At 61.9% G+C, this 18983-nt stretch carries 19 protein-coding genes and 1 tRNA gene; 5 read left to right on the forward strand and 15 right to left on the reverse strand.

Annotated features, from left to right (window positions below; translation table 11 throughout):
• Positions 1-12: 12 nt before the first annotated feature.
• The 12 genes from FGKAn22_RS07435 to FGKAn22_RS07490 form a co-directional block, all read right to left on the reverse strand.
• Complete coding sequence (locus FGKAn22_RS07435; RefSeq protein WP_212784982.1) at positions 13-939, reverse strand: FecR domain-containing protein; 927 nt, start codon at positions 937-939, stop codon at positions 13-15.
• A gap of 38 nt (positions 940-977) precedes the next feature.
• The gene (locus tag FGKAn22_RS07440) at positions 978-1478 is read right to left on the reverse strand and encodes a hypothetical protein (protein WP_212784983.1); all 501 of its coding nucleotides are present in this window, start codon (positions 1476-1478) and stop codon (positions 978-980) included.
• Positions 1479-1550: 72 nt separating this feature from the next.
• Positions 1551-2048: a TPM domain-containing protein gene (locus FGKAn22_RS07445; RefSeq protein WP_212784984.1), complete on the reverse strand. Its 498-nt coding sequence runs from the start codon at positions 2046-2048 to the stop codon at positions 1551-1553.
• Positions 2049-2126: 78 nt separating this feature from the next.
• Complete coding sequence (locus FGKAn22_RS07450) at positions 2127-2975, reverse strand: TPM domain-containing protein (RefSeq protein WP_212784985.1); 849 nt, start codon at positions 2973-2975, stop codon at positions 2127-2129.
• The gene (locus tag FGKAn22_RS07455; protein ID WP_212784986.1) at positions 2976-3578 is read right to left on the reverse strand and encodes a LemA family protein; all 603 of its coding nucleotides are present in this window, start codon (positions 3576-3578) and stop codon (positions 2976-2978) included.
• Positions 3579-3643: 65 nt separating this feature from the next.
• A complete protein-coding gene (locus FGKAn22_RS07460) occupies positions 3644-4696 on the reverse strand; it encodes a GNAT family N-acetyltransferase (protein ID WP_212784988.1) in 1053 nt (350 codons plus the stop codon).
• Positions 4693-5466: a M90 family metallopeptidase gene (locus FGKAn22_RS07465; protein WP_212784990.1), complete on the reverse strand. Its 774-nt coding sequence runs from the start codon at positions 5464-5466 to the stop codon at positions 4693-4695. Before FGKAn22_RS07465 ends, FGKAn22_RS07460 begins: the two co-directional genes overlap by 4 nt.
• 10 nt (positions 5467-5476) lie before the next feature.
• Positions 5477-6673, reverse strand: coding sequence for a BaiN/RdsA family NAD(P)/FAD-dependent oxidoreductase (locus tag FGKAn22_RS07470; RefSeq protein WP_212784992.1), 1197 nt, complete (start codon positions 6671-6673; stop codon positions 5477-5479).
• 31 nt (positions 6674-6704) lie between these two features.
• A complete protein-coding gene (locus FGKAn22_RS07475; protein WP_212784994.1) occupies positions 6705-7556 on the reverse strand; it encodes an alpha/beta hydrolase in 852 nt (283 codons plus the stop codon).
• The gene (gene dnaQ, locus FGKAn22_RS07480) at positions 7553-8272 is read right to left on the reverse strand and encodes a DNA polymerase III subunit epsilon (protein ID WP_212784996.1); all 720 of its coding nucleotides are present in this window, start codon (positions 8270-8272) and stop codon (positions 7553-7555) included. The genes FGKAn22_RS07475 and dnaQ overlap by 4 nt, the downstream gene beginning before the upstream one ends.
• On the reverse strand, positions 8265-8720 hold the full coding sequence (gene rnhA, locus FGKAn22_RS07485) for a ribonuclease HI (RefSeq protein ID WP_212784998.1): 456 nt from the start codon (positions 8718-8720) through the stop codon (positions 8265-8267). The genes dnaQ and rnhA overlap by 8 nt, the downstream gene beginning before the upstream one ends.
• Positions 8717-9463 carry a class I SAM-dependent methyltransferase gene (locus tag FGKAn22_RS07490; protein WP_212785000.1) on the reverse strand — a complete coding sequence of 249 codons (747 nt, stop codon included), beginning with the start codon at positions 9461-9463 and terminating at the stop codon, positions 8717-8719. Before FGKAn22_RS07490 ends, rnhA begins: the two co-directional genes overlap by 4 nt.
• An 18-nt stretch (positions 9464-9481) precedes the next feature.
• On the opposite strand from FGKAn22_RS07490, the gene gloB reads away from it, so the two are divergent.
• From gloB to FGKAn22_RS07515, 5 genes are all read left to right on the forward strand, one after another.
• Positions 9482-10243, forward strand: coding sequence for a hydroxyacylglutathione hydrolase (gloB, locus tag FGKAn22_RS07495; RefSeq protein ID WP_212785003.1), 762 nt, complete (start codon positions 9482-9484; stop codon positions 10241-10243).
• Between the two features lie 41 nt (positions 10244-10284).
• A tRNA-Ser gene (locus tag FGKAn22_RS07500) sits at positions 10285-10375 on the forward strand.
• 396 nt (positions 10376-10771) lie between these two features.
• Positions 10772-13045 (forward strand): pyruvate formate lyase family protein, encoded by a 2274-nt coding sequence (locus FGKAn22_RS07505; protein ID WP_212785005.1) that lies wholly within the window; start codon positions 10772-10774, stop codon positions 13043-13045.
• Complete coding sequence (pflA, locus tag FGKAn22_RS07510; RefSeq protein ID WP_212785007.1) at positions 13045-13794, forward strand: pyruvate formate-lyase-activating protein; 750 nt, start codon at positions 13045-13047, stop codon at positions 13792-13794. Before FGKAn22_RS07505 ends, pflA begins: the two co-directional genes overlap by 1 nt.
• 105 nt (positions 13795-13899) lie before the next feature.
• Entirely contained in the window at positions 13900-15342 is a 1443-nt protein-coding gene (locus FGKAn22_RS07515) for a cyclic di-GMP-binding domain-containing protein, MshE-related (RefSeq protein ID WP_212785009.1), read from the forward strand.
• Positions 15343-15443: 101 nt separating this feature from the next.
• On the opposite strand, the gene FGKAn22_RS07520 is transcribed toward FGKAn22_RS07515, so the two are convergent.
• The 3 genes from FGKAn22_RS07520 to FGKAn22_RS07530 are packed head-to-tail and all read right to left on the reverse strand — an operon-like array spanning position 15444 to position 18975.
• Positions 15444-16970 carry a LytR C-terminal domain-containing protein gene (locus FGKAn22_RS07520; RefSeq protein ID WP_212785011.1) on the reverse strand — a complete coding sequence of 509 codons (1527 nt, stop codon included), beginning with the start codon at positions 16968-16970 and terminating at the stop codon, positions 15444-15446.
• Positions 16971-16991: 21 nt separating this feature from the next.
• Positions 16992-17972: a type II secretion system F family protein gene (locus FGKAn22_RS07525; protein ID WP_212785013.1), complete on the reverse strand. Its 981-nt coding sequence runs from the start codon at positions 17970-17972 to the stop codon at positions 16992-16994.
• A 28-nt stretch (positions 17973-18000) separates the two neighbouring features.
• The gene (locus FGKAn22_RS07530) at positions 18001-18975 is read right to left on the reverse strand and encodes a type II secretion system F family protein (protein ID WP_212785015.1); all 975 of its coding nucleotides are present in this window, start codon (positions 18973-18975) and stop codon (positions 18001-18003) included.
• Between the last annotated feature and the right edge of the window lie 8 nt (positions 18976-18983).

The raw sequence follows: 18983 nt of genomic DNA on the forward strand, positions 1-18983 counted from the left end.
CGTCAACCGGCGTTAATTCCTATTCTTCTGCTCCGGTCGGGGCCGCTGTTCGCGTTTGATGCGCTCCGCCTTTTCAGGGCCGACACCTTGTGTCGCATTCCGGCTTTTTTCCTTGCGCAGAACGTCACGGCGTTGTTCGGCCTGTTTCCTCTGCTTCGCGCGCATCTCCTTGCGTGCCTCTTTGGCATGCTCCTTCTTTTTGGTTTGGGCTTGGCCGGTGCTTTTGTCGCGCATCTTCTCCCGCTGCTTGATCCGGTCATCACGCAGCTGCTTGATGCGATCCCGCAGCTGCGCCTTGCGCTGCGGGATGAGCCCTTCGATCACCAGCTTGCGCTTTGCCCAAAACATCGGCCTTTGAGCCAGTAACACCGGCGCGACTGCACGGTACCTGGGTGCAAAAGCGAACTTCTCCGGCGTCACGACGCTCTCGCCATACTTCGTCTTCAGCACCGTCTCGCCTTCGTTGACCGTGTCGTAGGTACCCGCCTCGTCGCCATCGGTCTCATCGATCACGGTAGTCTCGTGGTCGGTTCCCCGGATACCGATGGTGGCGGTCGGCGTCGTGACTCGGTAGCCCGATGCGTTGTATTTACCGATCCAGCCGGTGACGGAACGCATCGCTCCTTTGAGCAGGGACATGAATACTTTGTCGTCGGCATCGCCTTCGGCCTTGTATTCGTCGACGCGGAACTCGGTGTCCGGCCGGATGGCAATGATCCCTCCGTCCACCGTTTCAAGGTGGACCTCACCGTCATCGTCGGTAGTGATGGTCTGCCCTTCGTATATCTTCTGTCCGACGGAAACCGCCTTCCATTGCATGGCGTCGGCCGACACGAAAGCTTTTCCGGAAAGAGAGTCGACCGTGGCAAACAACGTTGCCGAATGAGCGTTGTTGCTGATGGAAAGCAGCAACACCAACAGAACGAATATGTTTCTCATGCTTCCTCCTTAAACCACGCGACAGTCCGGTTGGTTCGCTATTCGTAACGCAGGAAACTCTCCGCCGGGGTTTCGCCGCCAAAGCGATCGATCAGGACTTCGAGTTCGGGCGCGAGCATGTCACCCTCTTCATCCTCCAGCACTCCATCGCCTATCAGGCGACCGGCCAAGCCGGCGGCCAGCGCTCGCCTGACATCGGCCAAGGTGGCCGGATTCTCGCGATTCTCGTCGTTCGCGACGGTCTCGATCGCCCGCGAAAGTTGTTCGCTGGCAAAGGCGTGGATGAAATCCACCGCTGCCGCCGACTCGCCGAACCCGTCGATCAGCATATCCAGTTCGTCGACGAGCGATTCGCCGACGTCGAAGTGGTGCATTTCCTCGGTTTCGCTGAACTCCTCGGGCAGGTCATTCACGATGAACGAACGAACCATGGCCAGCGTGACCGGTTCGTCAGTCTCCAATTGGTCGATGATGCTTTCGATGAGCTTGGACAGCTCGGGGCTGACGCGGGTAGAGATGTCGATCGGATTGCGGATCATGATTCCTCTCCTGTGAGGTGGCAAAGACAAGAGATGGCAGCGCCTCAAGACCGCTGCATCCCGCTTGACCCACTATAGCAACACAGGACGATCCGGCAATTCGTTCAATTTCTCACCCGCATGCGGGTAATGCTGTATGAGGTGATTTCCGACGCTGCGGATACCGGCGAGCACACCTTCCTCGAACCGGCCCTCGCGGAATGCCGCTTCCATTTCCACGCAGATCGCTTCCCACGCCGACGGCCCCAGCCTGGCGTGAACACCGCGGTCGGCGACGATCTCCACGTCACGGTCGGCCAACAGCAAATAGATCAGCACGCCGTTGTTGTGTTCGGTATCCCACACGCGCAACAGCGAGAACACCTCGATGGCCCGTTCGCGCGCCGTCTGATCCGCCAGCAGCGGCGAGAGGTCGAGCGCGGCCTCGACCGCGAAACGGATCTGTCCGCTGTGCTGCGCCTCGATCTCGCGGATCGCGTGCTCGATCGCGTCCAGCGTGCTCTGCGAAAAGGCCCGCCGAACCGCCGCACGTCCCGTGGATAGATGCCGCATGATGCGTTTTATATCCATTTCACCCTGACCGTAGGGGCGCGATTCATCGCGCCCTGATTAATTGCCGTACCCGAAAGGGCGCGATGAATCGCGCCCCTACCATCGTCCCGAGGCTCCGCCACCGCCGAAGCCGCCGCCCCCGCCGCTGAAGCCTCCCCCGCCGAAGCCGCCGCCATGACTCCCGCCCCCGAAGCCGCCGCTGCCATAACCGCCGAAACCGCGCCGCGTGCCGCCCAGCAGCACGAACACGAATGCCATCACCCCGACCAGCAGCGCCACGAACAACGGCGCGACCGTCAGCCATGCCACCAGTCCCAGCCCTCCACCCGTCAGCAATGCGGCAGGGAAGCGCCCGAGCAGCGCGCGCAATATCCCGCCCACGACCACCACCAGCCCGAAGGCGGCGAATAGCATGGACTCGATGTCGAATTTCCCGCTGGCGGCGCCGCGCTGCGGCGGCGGCAAGGGTTCTCCGTTGACGACCTTCATCATCGCCGCCAGCCCCGATTCGATGCCCGGATAGAACTCACCACGCTTGAAGTACGGCACGATGATCTCGTCGACGATGCGGTGCGCGGTGGCATCGTTCAGCACGCCTTCGAGGCCGTAGCCCACTTCGATGCGCAGCGCGCGGTCGTCCTTGGCGACGAGCAGCAGCGCGCCGTCGTCCACGCCCTTGCGCCCCAGCTTCCATGCCTCGGCGACGCGGATGCCGTATTGCTCGATGGTTTCCGGCTGGGTGGTCGGCACGATCAGCACGGCGAGCTGCGCGCCCTTGTTCTTTTCGAATTCGGCGAGACGGGACTCCAGCGTCAGGATCTGCTGAGCATCCAGCGTGGCGGTGAGGTCGGTGACGCGCGCGGAAAGCGGCGGCACGGCCACCTCGGCCCGCGCCGCTCCGCACAGCAGCAGCGCAAGCAGGAAGACTCGCGCCAGGATGTTCATTTATTTTGCCGGTGCCGGCTGGGGCGCGTTGAAGTCCACTGTCGGCGGACGCGAGATCTCTTTCTCGTCCTCCACCGTGAACGACGGCTTGACGCCGTATCCGAACAGCATCGCCGTCAGGTTGGTCGGGAAGGAGCGTACCGCGACGTTGTATTCCTGCACCGCCTTGATGTAGCGGTTGCGTGCCACGGTGATGCGGTTCTCCGTGCCTTCGAGCTGGGCCTGCAGGTCACGGAAGTTCTGGTCGGATTTCAGTTGCGGGTAATTCTCGGAAACCACCAGCAAACGGCTCAGCGCCGAAGTCAGCTCGCCCTGCGCGGCCTGGAATTTGGCGAACGCCTGCGGGTCGTTGATCAGCTCAGGCGTGGCCTGGATGCTGCCGACCTTGGCGCGCGCCTCGGTGACACCCAGCAGCACGCTCTTCTCCTGCGACGCATAACCTTTGACGGTGTTCACCAGATTGGGGATCAGGTCGGCGCGCCGCTGGTACTGGTTCAGCACCTCCGCCCAGCTCGCCTTGATCTGCTCGTCGGTCGATTGAAAAGTGTTGTAGCCGCAACCACTCAACAGCACCGTCAGCAAAACCATCCATAAGGCACGCATCGTCGACTCCTGTAGATAGAAAAACGCGCGGAAACTATAGCACTAAACGTCTTGGCAGGCGGCTGCTATCCCGGCAGGTCTTTTCCGGACGGCTCGAGGAGAAAAGCAAGACGTGCCAGCAGCGAGTGAACGACAGGGTTGCAGTGGCGATAGTAGTGCCAGATATCGACCATGCCGCAGCCCAAGGCCTGCTTGAAGCTGTAGCCGGTCTCGCCCAACTCGATTTCCGTGTATCCCCGGCGGGCGCAGACCTCCAGCGCATGCAGGCACAAGGCGAAATACACGCCATGCTCGCGATTGGCCGTGTAATCCATGCCCAGATACTTGCCCACCACCCTCTCGCCCTTGGGCAGCATCTGCGCGAAACCGACCAGCTGTTCATGCAGGAAGGCGAGGACGTAGATACTGCGATCGGAAGTGGCGGAAAAATACTCGGGGGACAGGCACTCGAACTGGATGGCAGCGCGGCTGCGGGTACCCAGGTAGAGATGATGAATCCGTTCCAGATATTCGGCGGGCAGGCCGGCGTGCTCCTCGAAGCGCAGCGCAGATGAAGCCCTGAGCTTGCGAGTGAAATCGTTGCGCTGCTTGTGGTTGTGCAAGGTGCTCCAGAAGTCCCCCTCGAGGTTCAGCACGGCCACCGGCAGTCCTTTCACGCGGACGAAACCGTGCGCCGGCAGGTCAGGCCCGAAGCCCTTGAAGGCGACGATGGGCGCCTTCCTGCTCAATACGGCAGAGACCTGGTCGAGCAGCTGGCTGCTGATCTGTCCGTCGATGCGCCCGAATGAGACCGTGGGGTGCCCGACACAGGCGACACGCAAGCTCAATCCGCCGAGCACGCGCTTCATCCAGCCCACATCGAGCATGGTGTTGAGTCTGAATTCGGTGATGAAATAGGGAATGACCGCGACGCGCACACCTGCACGGTGCGCAACCAGATAGCCGAGAGAGAAGCCCGGCATGGCATGCCGGGTCGCCCGGTAGAACGCACCGTCTTCAGGCCATTCGTTCAAAAGGGATTCCGGGGCTTCGTCCGCCTCGGTCAACACCAGCGGGCTATCCGGCGCAGGGTCGGGAGCGATGCTGGTCCTCTCCGCGTTTTCTCGCTCCCGATTCATTGGTCTCCCGAGAAATGACGAGCCAGCGGGTCCTGCAGATAGAAACGCTGCAATTGCCCGTACACCGCCGGATAGACCTGATGCAGCACATCGGGCGCCTCGAAGAAACATTCGGAAAGGACAGCGAAGAATTCCGCGGGGCTCTCCGCGGCATAGGGATCGATCAGGGTCTCTTCGCCGCCGTCCACGCGGCGGCAGAAGTCGTCGTAAGCGGTCTGCCAGTCGTGCGCCCACTCCTCCGGGCTCATGCCGGAGTGCAGCGGCGGGCGGCCGTTCGCGTTGCCGTTCCTCATGTCCAGCTTGTGGGCGAATTCGTGGATCACGACGTTGTAGCCCTCGCCCAGCCCGGAATGCTGCACATCCTGCCAGGACAGCACCATGGGGCCGCCCTCCCAGGACTCGCCGCTGCGGGCATGGCGCACGTGGTGGACGACGCCGGCTTCGTCCATCTGTTCGCCGTCGTAGAGGAATTCGCCCGGATAGACCACGATCTCGTTCCAGCCTTCGTACCAGCCGTAACCGAGGTTCAGCACCGGCAGGGCCGCGAATGCGGCGATGACGGTCGCCATGCCGGTATCCACCTCGGCATCTCCCGCACCGTTGAATGCCTTGTCGGCGAGCAGCTTGCCCGCCAGTTCCCGCAGGCGGTCGATCTCTTCCGGATTCAGCCCGTCGAACACGGGCAGCCCCATGGCCGCCTGCCACGCTTCATCGTCAAGGACGGGAACGTCCTTTCCCCACCCGAGCAGACCGGCGAAGAATCCGCCCATGGCTTACCGGTTAGACCGCCTGCCCGGCCGCATGGCCCGAGGCCCACGCCCACTGGAAGTTGTAGCCGCCGAGCTGGCCGGTGACATCTACCACCTCGCCGATGAAATACAGGCCCGGCACTTCGTTGCACTCCATGGTCTTGGACGACAGCGCGCGCGTGTCCACGCCGCCACAGGTGACCTCGGCCTTGGTGTAGCCCAGCGTGCCGCTGGGGGTGACCTGCCAGTCGTGGATGCTCGCGGCGATCAGCTTGCGCTGCTTGTCGTTGTACTGGTTGAGCGGCAGGTTTTCGATGCCGGGCAGTTGCTCGCACCAAGCTTCGGCGAAGCTTTTCGGCCACCACTGCGTCAGGTAGTTGCTCAGCAGTTTCTTGCTGCCCTTCTGCTCGTCGAGCTGCACCGCCATATCGAGAGCCGGCAACAGGTCGATGTGCAGCGGCTGGCCGTGCTGCCAGTACGACGATATCTGCAGGATCGCCGGGCCGCTGAGGCCGCGATGGGTGACCAGCATGTTCTCGCGGAACGACTGCTTGCCGAAACTCACCGTCACATCGAGCGATACGCCGGTCAGGTCGGCATAGGGCTTCCAGTCGTCGGGGGCCACGCTCAGCGGCACCAGGCCGGGCCTGAGCTTGGCGATGGGGATGCCGAACTGCTCGGCGACGTGGTAGCCGAACGGCGTAGCGCCGGTCTTGGGTATGGACAGGCCGCCGGTCGCGACGACCAGCGATGCTGCAGTGAATTCGCCACGCGAGGTGGAAACGTTGAACTTGCCCTTGGCGCCCTCTTCCTTCGGCGCGTCGTACGTGATCTCTTCGATCTCGCAGTTCATGAAGCGCTTCGCGCCCGCCTCGTCGCATTCGCCGCGCAACATGGCGATGATCGCTTCCGATCCGTCGTCGCAGAACAACTGGCCGAGGTCTTTTTCGTGGAAAGCGATGTTGTGCTTGTACAGCAGCGCGATGAAGTCCTGCGGCTTGTATCGCGCCAGCGCCGAGCGGCAGAAGTCCGGGTTGCTGGAAATGAAGTTCTCCGGCCGGACGTCAAGGTTGGTGAAGTTGCAATTCCCGCCGCCGGAGATGCGGATCTTCTCGGCGAGTTTCTTGGAGTGGTCGAGCAGCACCACGGCACGCCCGCGCTGCGCCGCCTGCATGGCACACATCAGGCCGGCAGCGCCCGCGCCGATAATGATCACATCTGTCTTCATAATGGTTCCGTTTCGCCCGCGACGGGCGATGTTAGTGGGTGTATTGTCTGATGAAAGCCGAAACCGCGTCGCGGTACTCGACCCAGCCTATCGTGCCGCTGTTGCTGTGCTCGCCGCCTTCGATCAGCAGCAGCTGCTTGGGCTGAGGCGCGGCATCATACAGCTGCTTCGCCATCGCCACCGGCACCTTCTCGTCCCAGGATCCGTGGATCAGCAGCACCGGAATCTTCAGCTTGGGCACCTTCTGCAAGGATTCGAATCGCTGGTTCAACAGCAGGCCGAGCGGCAGATAATCGTATTTCAACTCACCCATCGCCTGCATCGAGGTGAAGGTGCCTTCGGTGATCAGGCCGGCTGCTTCGGGATGGTGCACCGCAAGGTCGATGGCGATGGCACCGCCCAGCGAGTGGCCGTAGATGAAGGCGCGCTGCGGCGGCACACCGCGCACCTTGAGCAGGTACTGCCAGGCCGCCTCTGCATCTTCATACACCCGTGCCTCGGTGGGCTGTCCGTCGCTGCTCTTGCCGTAGCCCCGGTAATCCGGGAGCAGCACGTTGTAGCCCATGTCATGCAGGCGCTTCGTGTGATCGAGGTTGTGGCCGATGTTGCCGAAGTTACCGTGCAAATACATCACGGTCGGCGCATCCGCCTTGCCGGAAGGCACCCACCATGCGTACAGCTCGCCGCGCTCCGCGCCGCTGCCCACGGGGATGCGCAGTTCCTCGAACGGCATGCCCATCCGTTCCGGCGTGGTCTGCAATGCCGGCGATGGCTCGAACACCTTCTCGAGCTGCGTCGTCTGCATGTAGCCGCAGGCGCCCATATACGAAACGGCGACGGCCGCGGCCAGGAGCGCCGCGAGGCGCTTCAGGAACACGCTCATGCCGTGCCCTCCGGCTGAGTTTCCTGTTCCAGTTTCTTCCACAGGCAGGCGCCCTTGCTGGCCTTGTCGATGTCGGTGAGCTGCTGGGCATGCGCCGCCAGTTCTTCTTCGGTCGCCGGCAAGACGCGCAGCTTGGGACGCGAGCCGTCCAAGGCCAGCACCGCGGGCTGGCGTGCCACGGGAGCATGGTCGTCGCCGAGCAGGCTGTCCTGCCCGCGCGTCATAGCGAAATACACCTCGGCCAGCAACTCGGTATCCAGCAACGCGCCGTGCAGGGTACGGTGCGCGTTGTCGATCTCGTAGCGGGAGCACAGCGCATCGAGGCTGTTCTTCTTGCCCGGATGCATCTCGCGCGCAACCTTGAGCGTGTCGGTCACCGGGTTGGTCAGCGGCGGCAATCCGAGCAGGTTGAGTTCGTGATTCAGGAAGCCGATATCGAACGGGGCATTGTGGATGATCAGCTCCGAGTCGCCGATAAATTCGAGAAAGCTGGGCGCGATGTCGGCGAACTTCGCCCGGCCGCGCAGCATGTCCCAGGTGAAACCGTGCACCCGCGCCGCGTCCTCGTCCACCTCGCGCTCGGGGTCGAGGTAATGATGGAAATGGCTCGTCGATACTTTGCGTCCCTCCAGCACGATAGCCGCCACTTCGATGATGCGGTGTCCGCCGGCGGGACTGAGGCCGGTAGTCTCGGTATCCAGTACGATCTTACGCATTGCCGCCCCCTTGTACCGATTCGACGCCGCGGTTCGCCAGTTCGTCGGCGCGCTCGTTGCCGTCGTGGCCGGCATGGCCCTTGACCCACACCCACTCGATCTCATGCTGCGCGGACACGGCATCCAGCCGGCGCCACAGGTCTTCGTTCTTCACAGGCTTCTTGTCCGCCGTCTTCCAGCCGCGCTGCTTCCAGCCGTGTATCCAGGTGCTGATGCCCTGCTGCACGTACTTGGAATCGGTGTGCAACCTGACTTTGCAATGACGCTTCAGCGCCTCCAGCGCGGAGATCGCCCCCAGCAGTTCCATGCGGTTGTTGGTGGTGTGCGCCTCGCCGCCGAACAGCTCGCGCTCCTTGCCCTTGGTGCGCAACAACGCACCCCAGCCGCCGACGCCGGGATTCCCCTTGCATGCGCCGTCGGTAAAAATCTCTACTACTTCGTTGCTCATTCTGTTTTCGTCTTCTGGGTAATCTTGTTGTTCACCTTGGGCGCGACCGGCAGCAGCTTGCTCACCAGCCCGTCGTTCCATTGCGGCTTGATCAGCCTCATGCCCGGCACGCGCTTCACCGCATGTAATAAGTACACGCCGCCGCCTACCGCCCACCAGCGGTCGCCCGCCTTTTCCATGAAGGCATAGCGATCCAGCCATTTGCTTGTGTGGAGGGGCGGCGCGTAAGCCGCAAAACGCCCGCCCGCCACCTCGAATCCCAGCAGCGCCAGCCAGTCCTTCAGTCGCAGCAGGTTGATGAAATGCCCGTTCCACGGATAGCCCTGCTTGCAGCCCATCATGCGGCGCATGCCCCACAGGCTGAACGGATTGAAGCCGCTGATGATGAGGCTGCCCTCCGGCATCAGCACCCGCTCCACCTCGCGCAGGATCTGGTGCGGCTGGTCGGCGAACTCGAGGATATGTGGCAGCAGGACCAGGTCCAGACAGTCGCAATCGAACGGCAACTCGGAGCAGCACAACTGCACGTCGGCGCCCGCCTGGCTTGCGCCGTTGAAACGCAGCGGCATGCGGCTGGCACGCAGGAAATCATGCTCCGGCAGCCCCAGTTGCAGCGCATTGAAGCCGAAGATGTCGCTCACCGTGCGGTCGAAATACGCCTGCTCGCGCGCCAGCACATAACCGCCCTGCGGGGTGGCGAACCATTCGCTCAGACTCTGTGCAGTTGACTTACAATCCGGCATCAAACTCCCACCCTCATCATGCTCGACATCGCTGCCATCCCCGCCCTGCGGGACAACTACATCTGGATCATCCACGACGGGCGTCATGCCTTGGTAGTCGATCCCGGCGAAGCTGCGCCCGCGCTCGAATTCCTTGCCGCACATGGCCTGCGACCTCGAGCCATCCTGTGCACTCACCGCCACGCCGACCATACCGGAGGCATCGCGGAACTGCACGGAGTATACAACGTGCCGGTGTATGGACGGCGGCATCCGAACAACCCGCACATCACCCACGACCTGCACGAAGGCGACCGGCTGGAATTCGACGCCCCCACCATCGCCTTCGACATCATCGAAATCCCCGGCCACCTCGACGATCACATCGCCTTCGTCGGTCCGGACATATTATTCTGCGGGGACGTGATGTTCGGCGCGGGCTGCGGCAGGAACTTCGAAGGCACGCCAGCGCAACTGCACCATTCCCTGCAACGTCTTGCCGCCCTGCCCGACACCACCCGGGTCTACTGCGCACACGAATATACCGAGGCCAACCTGCGCTTCGCCCTGGCCTGCGAGCCGGACAACCCGGATGTGCACCGGCGCATCGCCGACACCCAACGCCTGCGCGCCGCAAGCCAGCCCAGCCTGCCTTCCACCATTGCACAGGAAAAGGCCACCAACCCATTCCTGCGCTGCAATGCCACCGGAATCGTCCGGACACTGGAACGGCAAGGCCTCGCCGACACCAGCGAAATCGCCGTTTTCACCGCCCTGCGAGAGTGGCGCAATCATTTTTGATTGCAGCAAAAGCCGTTCTAGTTTATTCTTCGCGCCCTTTCGGAGAGGTGGATGAGCGGTTTAAGTCGCACGCCTGGAAAGCGTGTGTGGGGTAATACCCCACCGCGGGTTCGAATCCCGCCCTCTCCGCCAAATACAAAACCGCCCCTTGTGGGCGGTTTTTTATTTGGCGACGTGGGTGTGTGGACGAAACGCGCAGGGCGATCCCGAGTGTAACAAGGGATGAGGATTTCACAGAGGCAATGCGAAATCAGAACAATCCCGCCCTCTCCGCCACCGTCCGCATTTGATGATTGACCATTTCACTCTACTTTGGCAGTATCGCGCCCCGCCGCCACTGGCGATGCAGGCTGAGCCCCTGAATATGTCCGCTATCCCAATGAAAAATAGCGAAATTTCAAGGATTAACATCTCCCTCGCCGTGGCGTCCGAGATTCCATGTTGTTTCAGCAGCGGACAGCCTGAATAGGCATGAGATAATCTCAACCGATAACCAAAACTAAAACAAAGAAGGCCGGCATGTCTCACATGAACGAATTAAGTGCGATCAATCAATCGACAAGCTCCCGCGAGAGCGCATGGGAAGGCTTTGCCGAAGGCCCGTGGCAGTCGGCGATCGACACCCAGGACTTCATCGCCAGGAACATCCGCCCCTGGACGGGCGACGCTTCCTTCCTGGCCGACGCTACCGACAAGACCAAGCGCCTTATGGTCAAGGTGGAAGAAGTGCTGCGCGCCGAGCGCGATGCCGGCGGCGTGCTGGGGGCCAGCCTCGAGCCGAGCGCGATCCTTTCGCATGCACCCGGCTTCATCGACAGAGAGAACGAGACCATCTTCGGCCTGCAGACGGAAGCGCCGCTCAAGCGTGGCATTCATCCGCGCGGCGGATTGCGCGTGGTCAAGCAGGCCTTGGCCGAGCATGACCTGGAGGCGTTGCCCGCCCAGGTCGAGAAGGCGTTCAGCAGCTGGGCGAAGACCCACAACCAGGCCGTCTTCGACGCCTACCCTGCTGACGTGCTGGCCGCGCGCAAGGCCATGATCATCACCGGCCTGCCGGACGCCTACGGCCGCGGCCGCCTCATCGGCGATTTCCGCCGCGTCGCCCTCTACGGGGTCGATGTGCTGGAGCGCGCCAAACGGGCCGACAAGGCCGCCCTCGGCGCCAAGGACGAATTGAGTGCGGAGGACATCGAGGCGCTGGGCGAACTCGGCGAACAGATCCGCGCTTTTGAAGAGCTCAAGGCGCTCGGGCTGGCTCATGGAGCCGACCTCTCCCGACCCGCCCTGAACGCGAAAGAGGCCTTCCAGTGGCTCTATCTCGCCTACCTCGCGGCAGCCAAGCAGAGCGATGGCGCGGCCACTTCCATCGGCCGCATCGGCGGCTTCCTCGACATCTACATCGAGCGCGACATGGAGCGCGGCCTGCTGGACGAGGCCGGCGCGCAGGAACTGTGGGACCAGCTGACCATCAAGCTGCGCCTCATCCGCTTCATGCGCACCAAGGCCTTCGACGAGCTATTCTCGGGCGACCCGACGTGGGTCACCATCAGCCTGGGCGGCATGGGATCGGACGGCAGGCCTCTGTGCTCCAAGTCCGATTTCCGCGTGCTGCATTGCCTCTCCACGCTGGGGCCGTCGCCGGAACCCAACCTGACCGTGCTCTGGTCGCAGGGCCTGCCCGACGGCTTCAAGAAGTTCGTGACCAAGATGTCCATCGCGTCGCGCGCCATCCAGGTCGAGAACGACGACCTGATCCGCCCCGAGCATGGCTCCGACGCGGCGATCTCCTGCTGCGTCTCGCCGATGGCGGTGGGCAAGTCGATGCAGTATTTCGGCGCGCGCTGCAACCTGCTGAAGACGCTGCTGCATGCCATCAACGGCGGGCGCGATGAATTGAGCGGCGACGTGTGCGCTCCGGGGTTCGAGCCTGTTGCCGGCGACTATCTGGAATTCGAGGACGTGAAGGCGCGCTTCGAGGCGATGATGAAGAGGACCGCCAAGGTGTACATGAAGGCGCTCAACATCATCCACCAGTCGCACGACCTGCATGCCTACGAGGCCATCCAGTTCGCGCTGCACGACACCGACCTGCATCGCACCATGGCCTGCGGCATCGCCGGCCTGTCGCATGTCGCCGATTCCCTCTCCGCCATCAAATACGGCAAGGTGCGCGTGATCCGCGATGCGAGCGGACTCATCACCGGCTATGTGAACGAGGGCGGCGCCTTCCCGCGCTACGGCAACAACGACGCGCGAGCCGACGACCTGGCGGTGTGGGCCGCGCAGACCTTCATGGCCGAACTGCGCAAGCTCAAGGCGCGGCGCAATGCGGTGGTGACGCAGAGCGCGCTCACCATCACCTCCAACGTCGTGTACGGCCAACACACCGGCTCCAGCCCCGACGGTCGCGTCGGCGGCACGCCGTTCGCGCCGGGCGCCAATCCTTCCAACGGCGCCGAGCTCAACGGCTTCGTGGCCGCGGGCGCGTCGGTAGCCCGGATTCCGTTCAGCGATTGCGCGGACGGCATCTCGTGGACCGTCTCGTTCGCCCCGTCCTCGCTGGGCAGGACGCCGGAGGAGCGCGTGGACAACCTCGCCAGCTTCTGCGACGGCTATATGGGCATGGGCGGCTACCACGCCAACCTCAACGTAATCGACCGTGAAACGCTCATCGACGCGGACAAGCATCCGGAGAAGTATCCCAACCTGTGTGTGCGCGTGTCGGGCTACTGCGTGCTGTTCCACCGCCTAACACCGGCACAGCGCCAGGACGTGATCAGCCGCACCTTCCACGCGCGCTGATGCAAGAACAGCAGGACGACCCGCGCGGCTTCGTGCTCTCGCATGAGAGCGCCGGGGCGCTGGACGGCCCCGGACTGCGCCACGTCATCTTCCTCTCCGGCTGCCAGATGCGCTGCCACTACTGCCACAACCCCGAGTCGTGGCGGGCCGGGCACGGGGCTTGGGTGAAGGCGAGCGAGGTGCTAGCCAAGGTCGCTGGCCTTTCGAGTTTCTACCGCAACGGCGGCGGCCTCACCCTCTCCGGCGGCGAGCCCTTGCTGCAACCCGAGTTCTGCCATGCGCTGGCGCGCGGCGCCAAAGCCATGGGCCTGCATGTCGCACTGGACACCAACGGCGAGCTGCACGAGGGCCTTCCCGATTCGTTCTTCGATCCCATCGACCTGTTCCTGCTGGACATCAAGCACTCGGACCCGGCGGCGCACAAGGAGCTCACCGGCCGCGACCTCGCGCCGGTTCTCGACTGCGCCCGCCGCGCATCCGAGTTGGGCAAGGTGATCTGGGTGCGGCATGTCATCGTCCCCGGCATAACCGATTCCGGGGACCACTTCGAGTGCCTCGCGGGACTGCTGCAGGATATCCCGGCGCTTACGCGTGTGGACCTGCTGCCGTTCCATGCCATGGGCTCCTTCAAATGGGCATCTGTAGGCATGGAAGATCCCTTGGCGGGAGTCGAGGCTCCAAGCGAGGATACGATGGAGACCGGCCGCGCTATCCTGCGCCGAGCGCTTCCTTCGGCTCTCGTCGTGTGAGCGCTCGATCCTGATGATGAGATGCCCCTAGGTATTTCCGCCTATCGACTATTCGACAGTTTTAAGTAAGGTGGTCAACTAAACTTAATCCAAGTGAGGTGGGCCATGTTTTCTACCATCGGTGAACTGCTGGTTCGCGAAAGCGTCATCTCCATGGCGCAACTCAATGAAGCGCTCTCCCACCAGAAGCAGCACGGCGGACGCCTGGGCGATTCGCTGGTGGCATTGGGATACATCTCCCCTGTCGAACTGAAGCAGTTCTTCAATACGGTCCCGCCTGTTCCGCTCAAAATCAATCAGACCGGCTTGAGCACGACACTGTTGACAGACCTGTTGCTGAAGACCGCCTATTTCGATGGGGGCACCTTTTCCCTGGGGCCCATGAGCAAGAATATGTGCCTGCCCATGGGCGTTGTGGACGAGCTGACGGAGTTGGCACGAAACGATAGCCTTGTCGCCATCAAAAGCGCCGCCGGATACAACCGTGCGACGCATGTCTTCGAATTGACCAGCCAGGGGCGGAAGCGCGCGAACGAAGCACTGGAACAGTCTCAATATGCCGGGGCTGCGCCCGTCCCGATCAAGTTCTACAGCATCATGACCGCGCACCAGACCGTGCGCCAGATCGAGATAGACGAGGCCTGGATACGGCAAGCGCTCAGCCATCTGGTGGTGGATGACGATCTCCTCCACCGGCTCGGCCCCGCCTTTAACTCCGGCCGTTCGATATTCATGTACGGCCCTCCCGGAACCGGGAAATCCAGCATTTCGGAGAGCCTGGCCCGGGCGCTGACCAGCACCGTCTACATACCCTATGCGGTCGAGGTCGGCGGCCAGGTCATCCGCCTGTTCGATCCGGCGATACACATTCCCGCCGATGAACCGGCGGAAGAAAGTTCTCTGCTGGACCTGGAAGCAGGTCACAAGCACGACCCGCGCTGGCGACTGTGCCGTCGTCCGGTAGCCATGGTGGGCGGAGAGTTGACGCTGGAATCGCTGGACCTGGACTTCGACCCGGTAAACAAATTTTACGAAGCCCCCATCCACATGAAAGCCGCGAATGGTTTTTTTATCCTGGACGACTTCGGCCGGCAACAGGTACCGCCACGCCAATTGCTGAACCGCTGGATCGTTCCGCTGGAGCGCGGCACCGACTTCCTATCACTGCACACCGGCAAAAAATTCGAGATCCCCTTCGACCAGGTCACGGTCTTCTGCACCAACCTGAAACCGAGTGAACTGGTGGACGAGGCATTCCTGCGCCGTATCCGGCACAAGGTGCGAATCAACTACCAGACCGAAGAACAGTTCTATGAGATCCTCAAGCGCGTTTGCAACCAACAGGGAATAACCTACACCGACGCTGCCGCACGCTACCTGGTGGATACCTATTACCGGAAAGTCAAACGCGCGATGGTGGGTAGTCATCCCCGCGATCTGGTGGAACAGATCATAGACCGTGCCAGGTTCATGAAAGTGCACCCGGAATTGACGCCTGAGACCATCGATGCCGCTTCCGCAAATTACTTTGTCGACATGGATGCGTAAGCCCTCCAGGATGAATAGCGTCTTTTCCAAGGGCACGAGTACAAAGCAAAAACCACCGATCGCCGGTGGTTTTGTTTAAAGCCTTATCTGCAATATCCGCCTCAGAAATCCGACCCGTTGCGTACGAGGCGAACTTTCTCCTGATTTTTATCGTAATACGCCACGTTGCCGGCCTGGTCCTTGCCCAGCAGGACTCTGACGCTGATATCCCCGCGCAGGTTACTGGATTGGGCAATGCCGGGTTTCCCGGGCAAGGCCGAAGCCAGCGACTGCGCCTGCTCCCGGTAGCCAGTGCGATATTGCACCTGTGACGAGGTCACCTGGAAAGGTTTCTGATTGGTCAGGCGGGCGTTTGGATCTCCTTCCTTATGGAGGAAGCCCGCAACTTTTCTTGCCATGCCCGTCACGCCGTTGCCATTTGTAACTTCGATCCTGTAGGGCTTCGCAGCCTGAGCTGCTACCCGCTGCTCAGCCACGCTGGATGCCTGCAGAGTAGTCCGGACATGAAGTTCCGTCGCCGGCACCGGCTTCTGAGCAGCTTGAGTTACAACCTTGGTCTGCTCGTTGGACTTCACCGATGCCAGTTGAAGTGACTTGGCGGCCGGGACTGTCGCCTGTGCCAGAGGCTCAGCCGCTCTGGGTGCCTGCAGTGTAGTCCTGGCATGAAGTTCAGCCGCAGGAACCAGTTTCAATGCGGCCTGAGCTGCCGCCGTGCCCTGCTCCTTTGGCGGCACCGATGCCTGCTGAAGCGGCTTGGCAGCGGGCACTGCCTGCACATGCACTTCCGTCTGCTTGCGCAGTTCATATGCATCGGATTTTGCCTGTGCGACCTGGATGCGGCTTTCTACTTGGGGGGCCGTCTTGGGTGCAGCCTGTGCCACAACCATCTTCGGCTCCTTCGCCTGCGCGGATGCCTGCTGGCGTGGTTCGGCAGAAGGTTCTGCCTGTTTAATCACGCCCCAGTCCTTGGGCAAGGCCAGTGCCTGCTGCGATGCTGGGGAAGGCTTTGTCGCCGCCACGGCCTGTACAGGAGCCGGGGCTGTTGGTGCCTGCCGCACTTCTTCAGCCTTCGGCGGCACATTCTCGGCCATTTGCGGCTTGGCTACCTCGGCCATGACCTGCACGGCTTTCTCCCTGTCGCCCGCCTTGTCCAGCGCCAGCGCCAAGTTGGTATGCGCCGAGTGGTTGGCAGGATTCAGGGCGACCGCCCGATCCAGCACGCTTACCGCCTCGGCGTAAGACTTGCTCAGATACAGGGCATAGCCCAGATTGTTCTGGATATGGGATGCATTCGGCGCATTCTTCACTGCCAGCCTGAACTGCTCGATCGCCTCCTGCTGCCGGCCCTGCATGGCATAGACCACCCCCATGCCGTTGCGGGCCTCGGCAAAATTCCCGTCGATGGCAAGTGCCTTCTGGTAGGCGGCCAGCGCCTGCTCATAGCGACTCTGCCCCTGGTAATAACGCCCCAACTGGTAATAGCTTTCAGGCGTCTCTGTGGAATGCCTGACGCTGTAAATTGGCTTGACGCTCCATGCCTTGTTGTCGGAGGTCTGTTGATGAGACGCGCAACTGCTCAGCAAGGGAATGACGGAAGCCGCCGACAAAATCATATGACAGGTTTTCATGGCTCATCTCCTTTGGGAAATCTACGGCATCGTCGTCCCTGTCAACGCAGGGAACAGCACCCGGGTCATGGTCAGGAACGACGGCCCGATAAGCACCAGCATCAATGCCGGAAAAATACAGAAGATCAGTGGGAACAAAAGCTTGACCGCGATCTTTGCGGCCGCCTCTTCCGCCCGCAGCCTGCGCTTGGTGCGCAGACCTTCGGAATGGACACGTAAGGAGTCCGCCACGCTGGTGCCGAAACGATCGGACTGCACCAGCAAAGCCACCAGCGAGTCTATTTCTGCCAGCCCCGTGCGCAATGCCAGATTGCGCAATGCCCGTTCCCGGCTACTGCCGGCGCGCATTTCCAGGCTGACCAGATGCAACTCCTCCGCCAGGGTTATGCTTTTCAGCCGCATCTCCTCGCCCACTCTGGCAAGTGCGGCATCCAATGCCAACCCTGCTTCCACACATACCGTCATCAGGTCCAGGGCATCGGGAAAACTCTCGAACAGTTCCCGCTGCCGATTCTTGATGCGCCACATCAACCATGCATTCGGCGCGAAGTAACCCAGTGCCGCAGCACCGACCAGCAAGGAAAGCACTGTCGCCGGCTTGATCTTGTCTGTCGCGCCCATGCCGAAATAAAGGGCCAGTAGCGCCGGCAAAACCAACGCCAGCAGGGTCTTTGCGGCGAAAAACACTACCGGCGCCGAGGAGAAACGATAGCCTGCATTCATGAAACGAATGCGCAGATTGGAGTTCTCCCACCCCTCCTGCGGCAAGGCGATCCTGGCGAGCGGGCCGCTCAGCTTGACGACCCGCTTGACCCAGGCCGGCGCCTCTTGCGGCGGCGCAAACTCGGTCGACAACTCGGGCGTCAATGCGTGCCCCTCCTCCGCGATGCCCTCCAGCCGTTTCTGTATCGGGCGGGTGCCGAATTGCCACAGGATGGCCAAGACCCCTCCTGTCACCACCAGGAAAATAACGATCAGATAGATGGTCTGTGTAGTAGTCATTTGTTATTCACCTGAAAATGAACCGAGTTCATACGTGGATCCTGATTACGCGCCGCATCCAATAAGCCCCGATGAGCATGATCACCAGCATGCCCCACACCAATTTCAGACCGACCGGATCGGTCCACAACAAGCTCATCAATTTGGGATTGGCCATGTTCATGTAAAAGGCCATCACGAACGGTAATATTCCCAATATCCATGCGGACAAACGGCCCTCGGCGGAGAGCACTTGAATGGTTCCCATCAGATTCAGGCGCGCACGGATCAGCTTGCTGATGCTATCCAGCAGTTCCGTCAGATTGCCCCCGGTTTCGCGCTGGATCAGCACCGCGATGACGAAGTAGCGCAGATCGTCGCTGGGCGCGCGAACGGCGAGATTCTGCAACGCATCCTGGAGGCCGATGCCGTAATTGAGTTCGTCGAAGGTGGTGCGGAATTCCCCCGCCACGGGCTCCGGCATCTCGTCGCCCACCATCTTCAACGCGCTTGGAAAGGCATGCCCGGCCCGCAAAGCGCGGCCCATCAGATCCAGCGCGTCCGGCAGCTGTTGCTCAAAGGTAGCCAAACGCTTGTGCTTCGCCTTCAGCACGTAATACAGGGGCAAGCCGCCCGCCGCCACTGTCGCCGCGATAACCGCGAGCAGCGGCAAGCCAAAAACGGTTGCCAGAATGAAACCCGCCAGCGCCCCCATGAAGGTGAAGCGCAAAAAACCGGCCACGTTCAGCGTCAAACCGGATTGCAGCAACAGCCGGTCCAGATGGTGGATGCGCGGGATCTCCAGCAGCAGGCGATCCAGTTCCGGCGTTTCGGCAAGCAGGCGTTTCTTGACGATGGACAGGTTCTCACCTTCATGAGCTTCGGCAGACATGGCGCGCAAGCGCCGCTCGATCCGCTTCGCCTCGGGTCCTTTGTAGGCGTTCCAGGCAAGATAGGCCCCTTCCAGGAACAGCACCACCGCGATGAAGGCGAGGACGACAAACAGATAGTAGATATAGTCCACGCTACGCT

Origin of the sequence: Ferrigenium kumadai, assembly GCF_018324385.1 — a bacterium.
Lineage (GTDB): Bacteria > Pseudomonadota > Gammaproteobacteria > Burkholderiales > Gallionellaceae > Gallionella > Gallionella kumadai.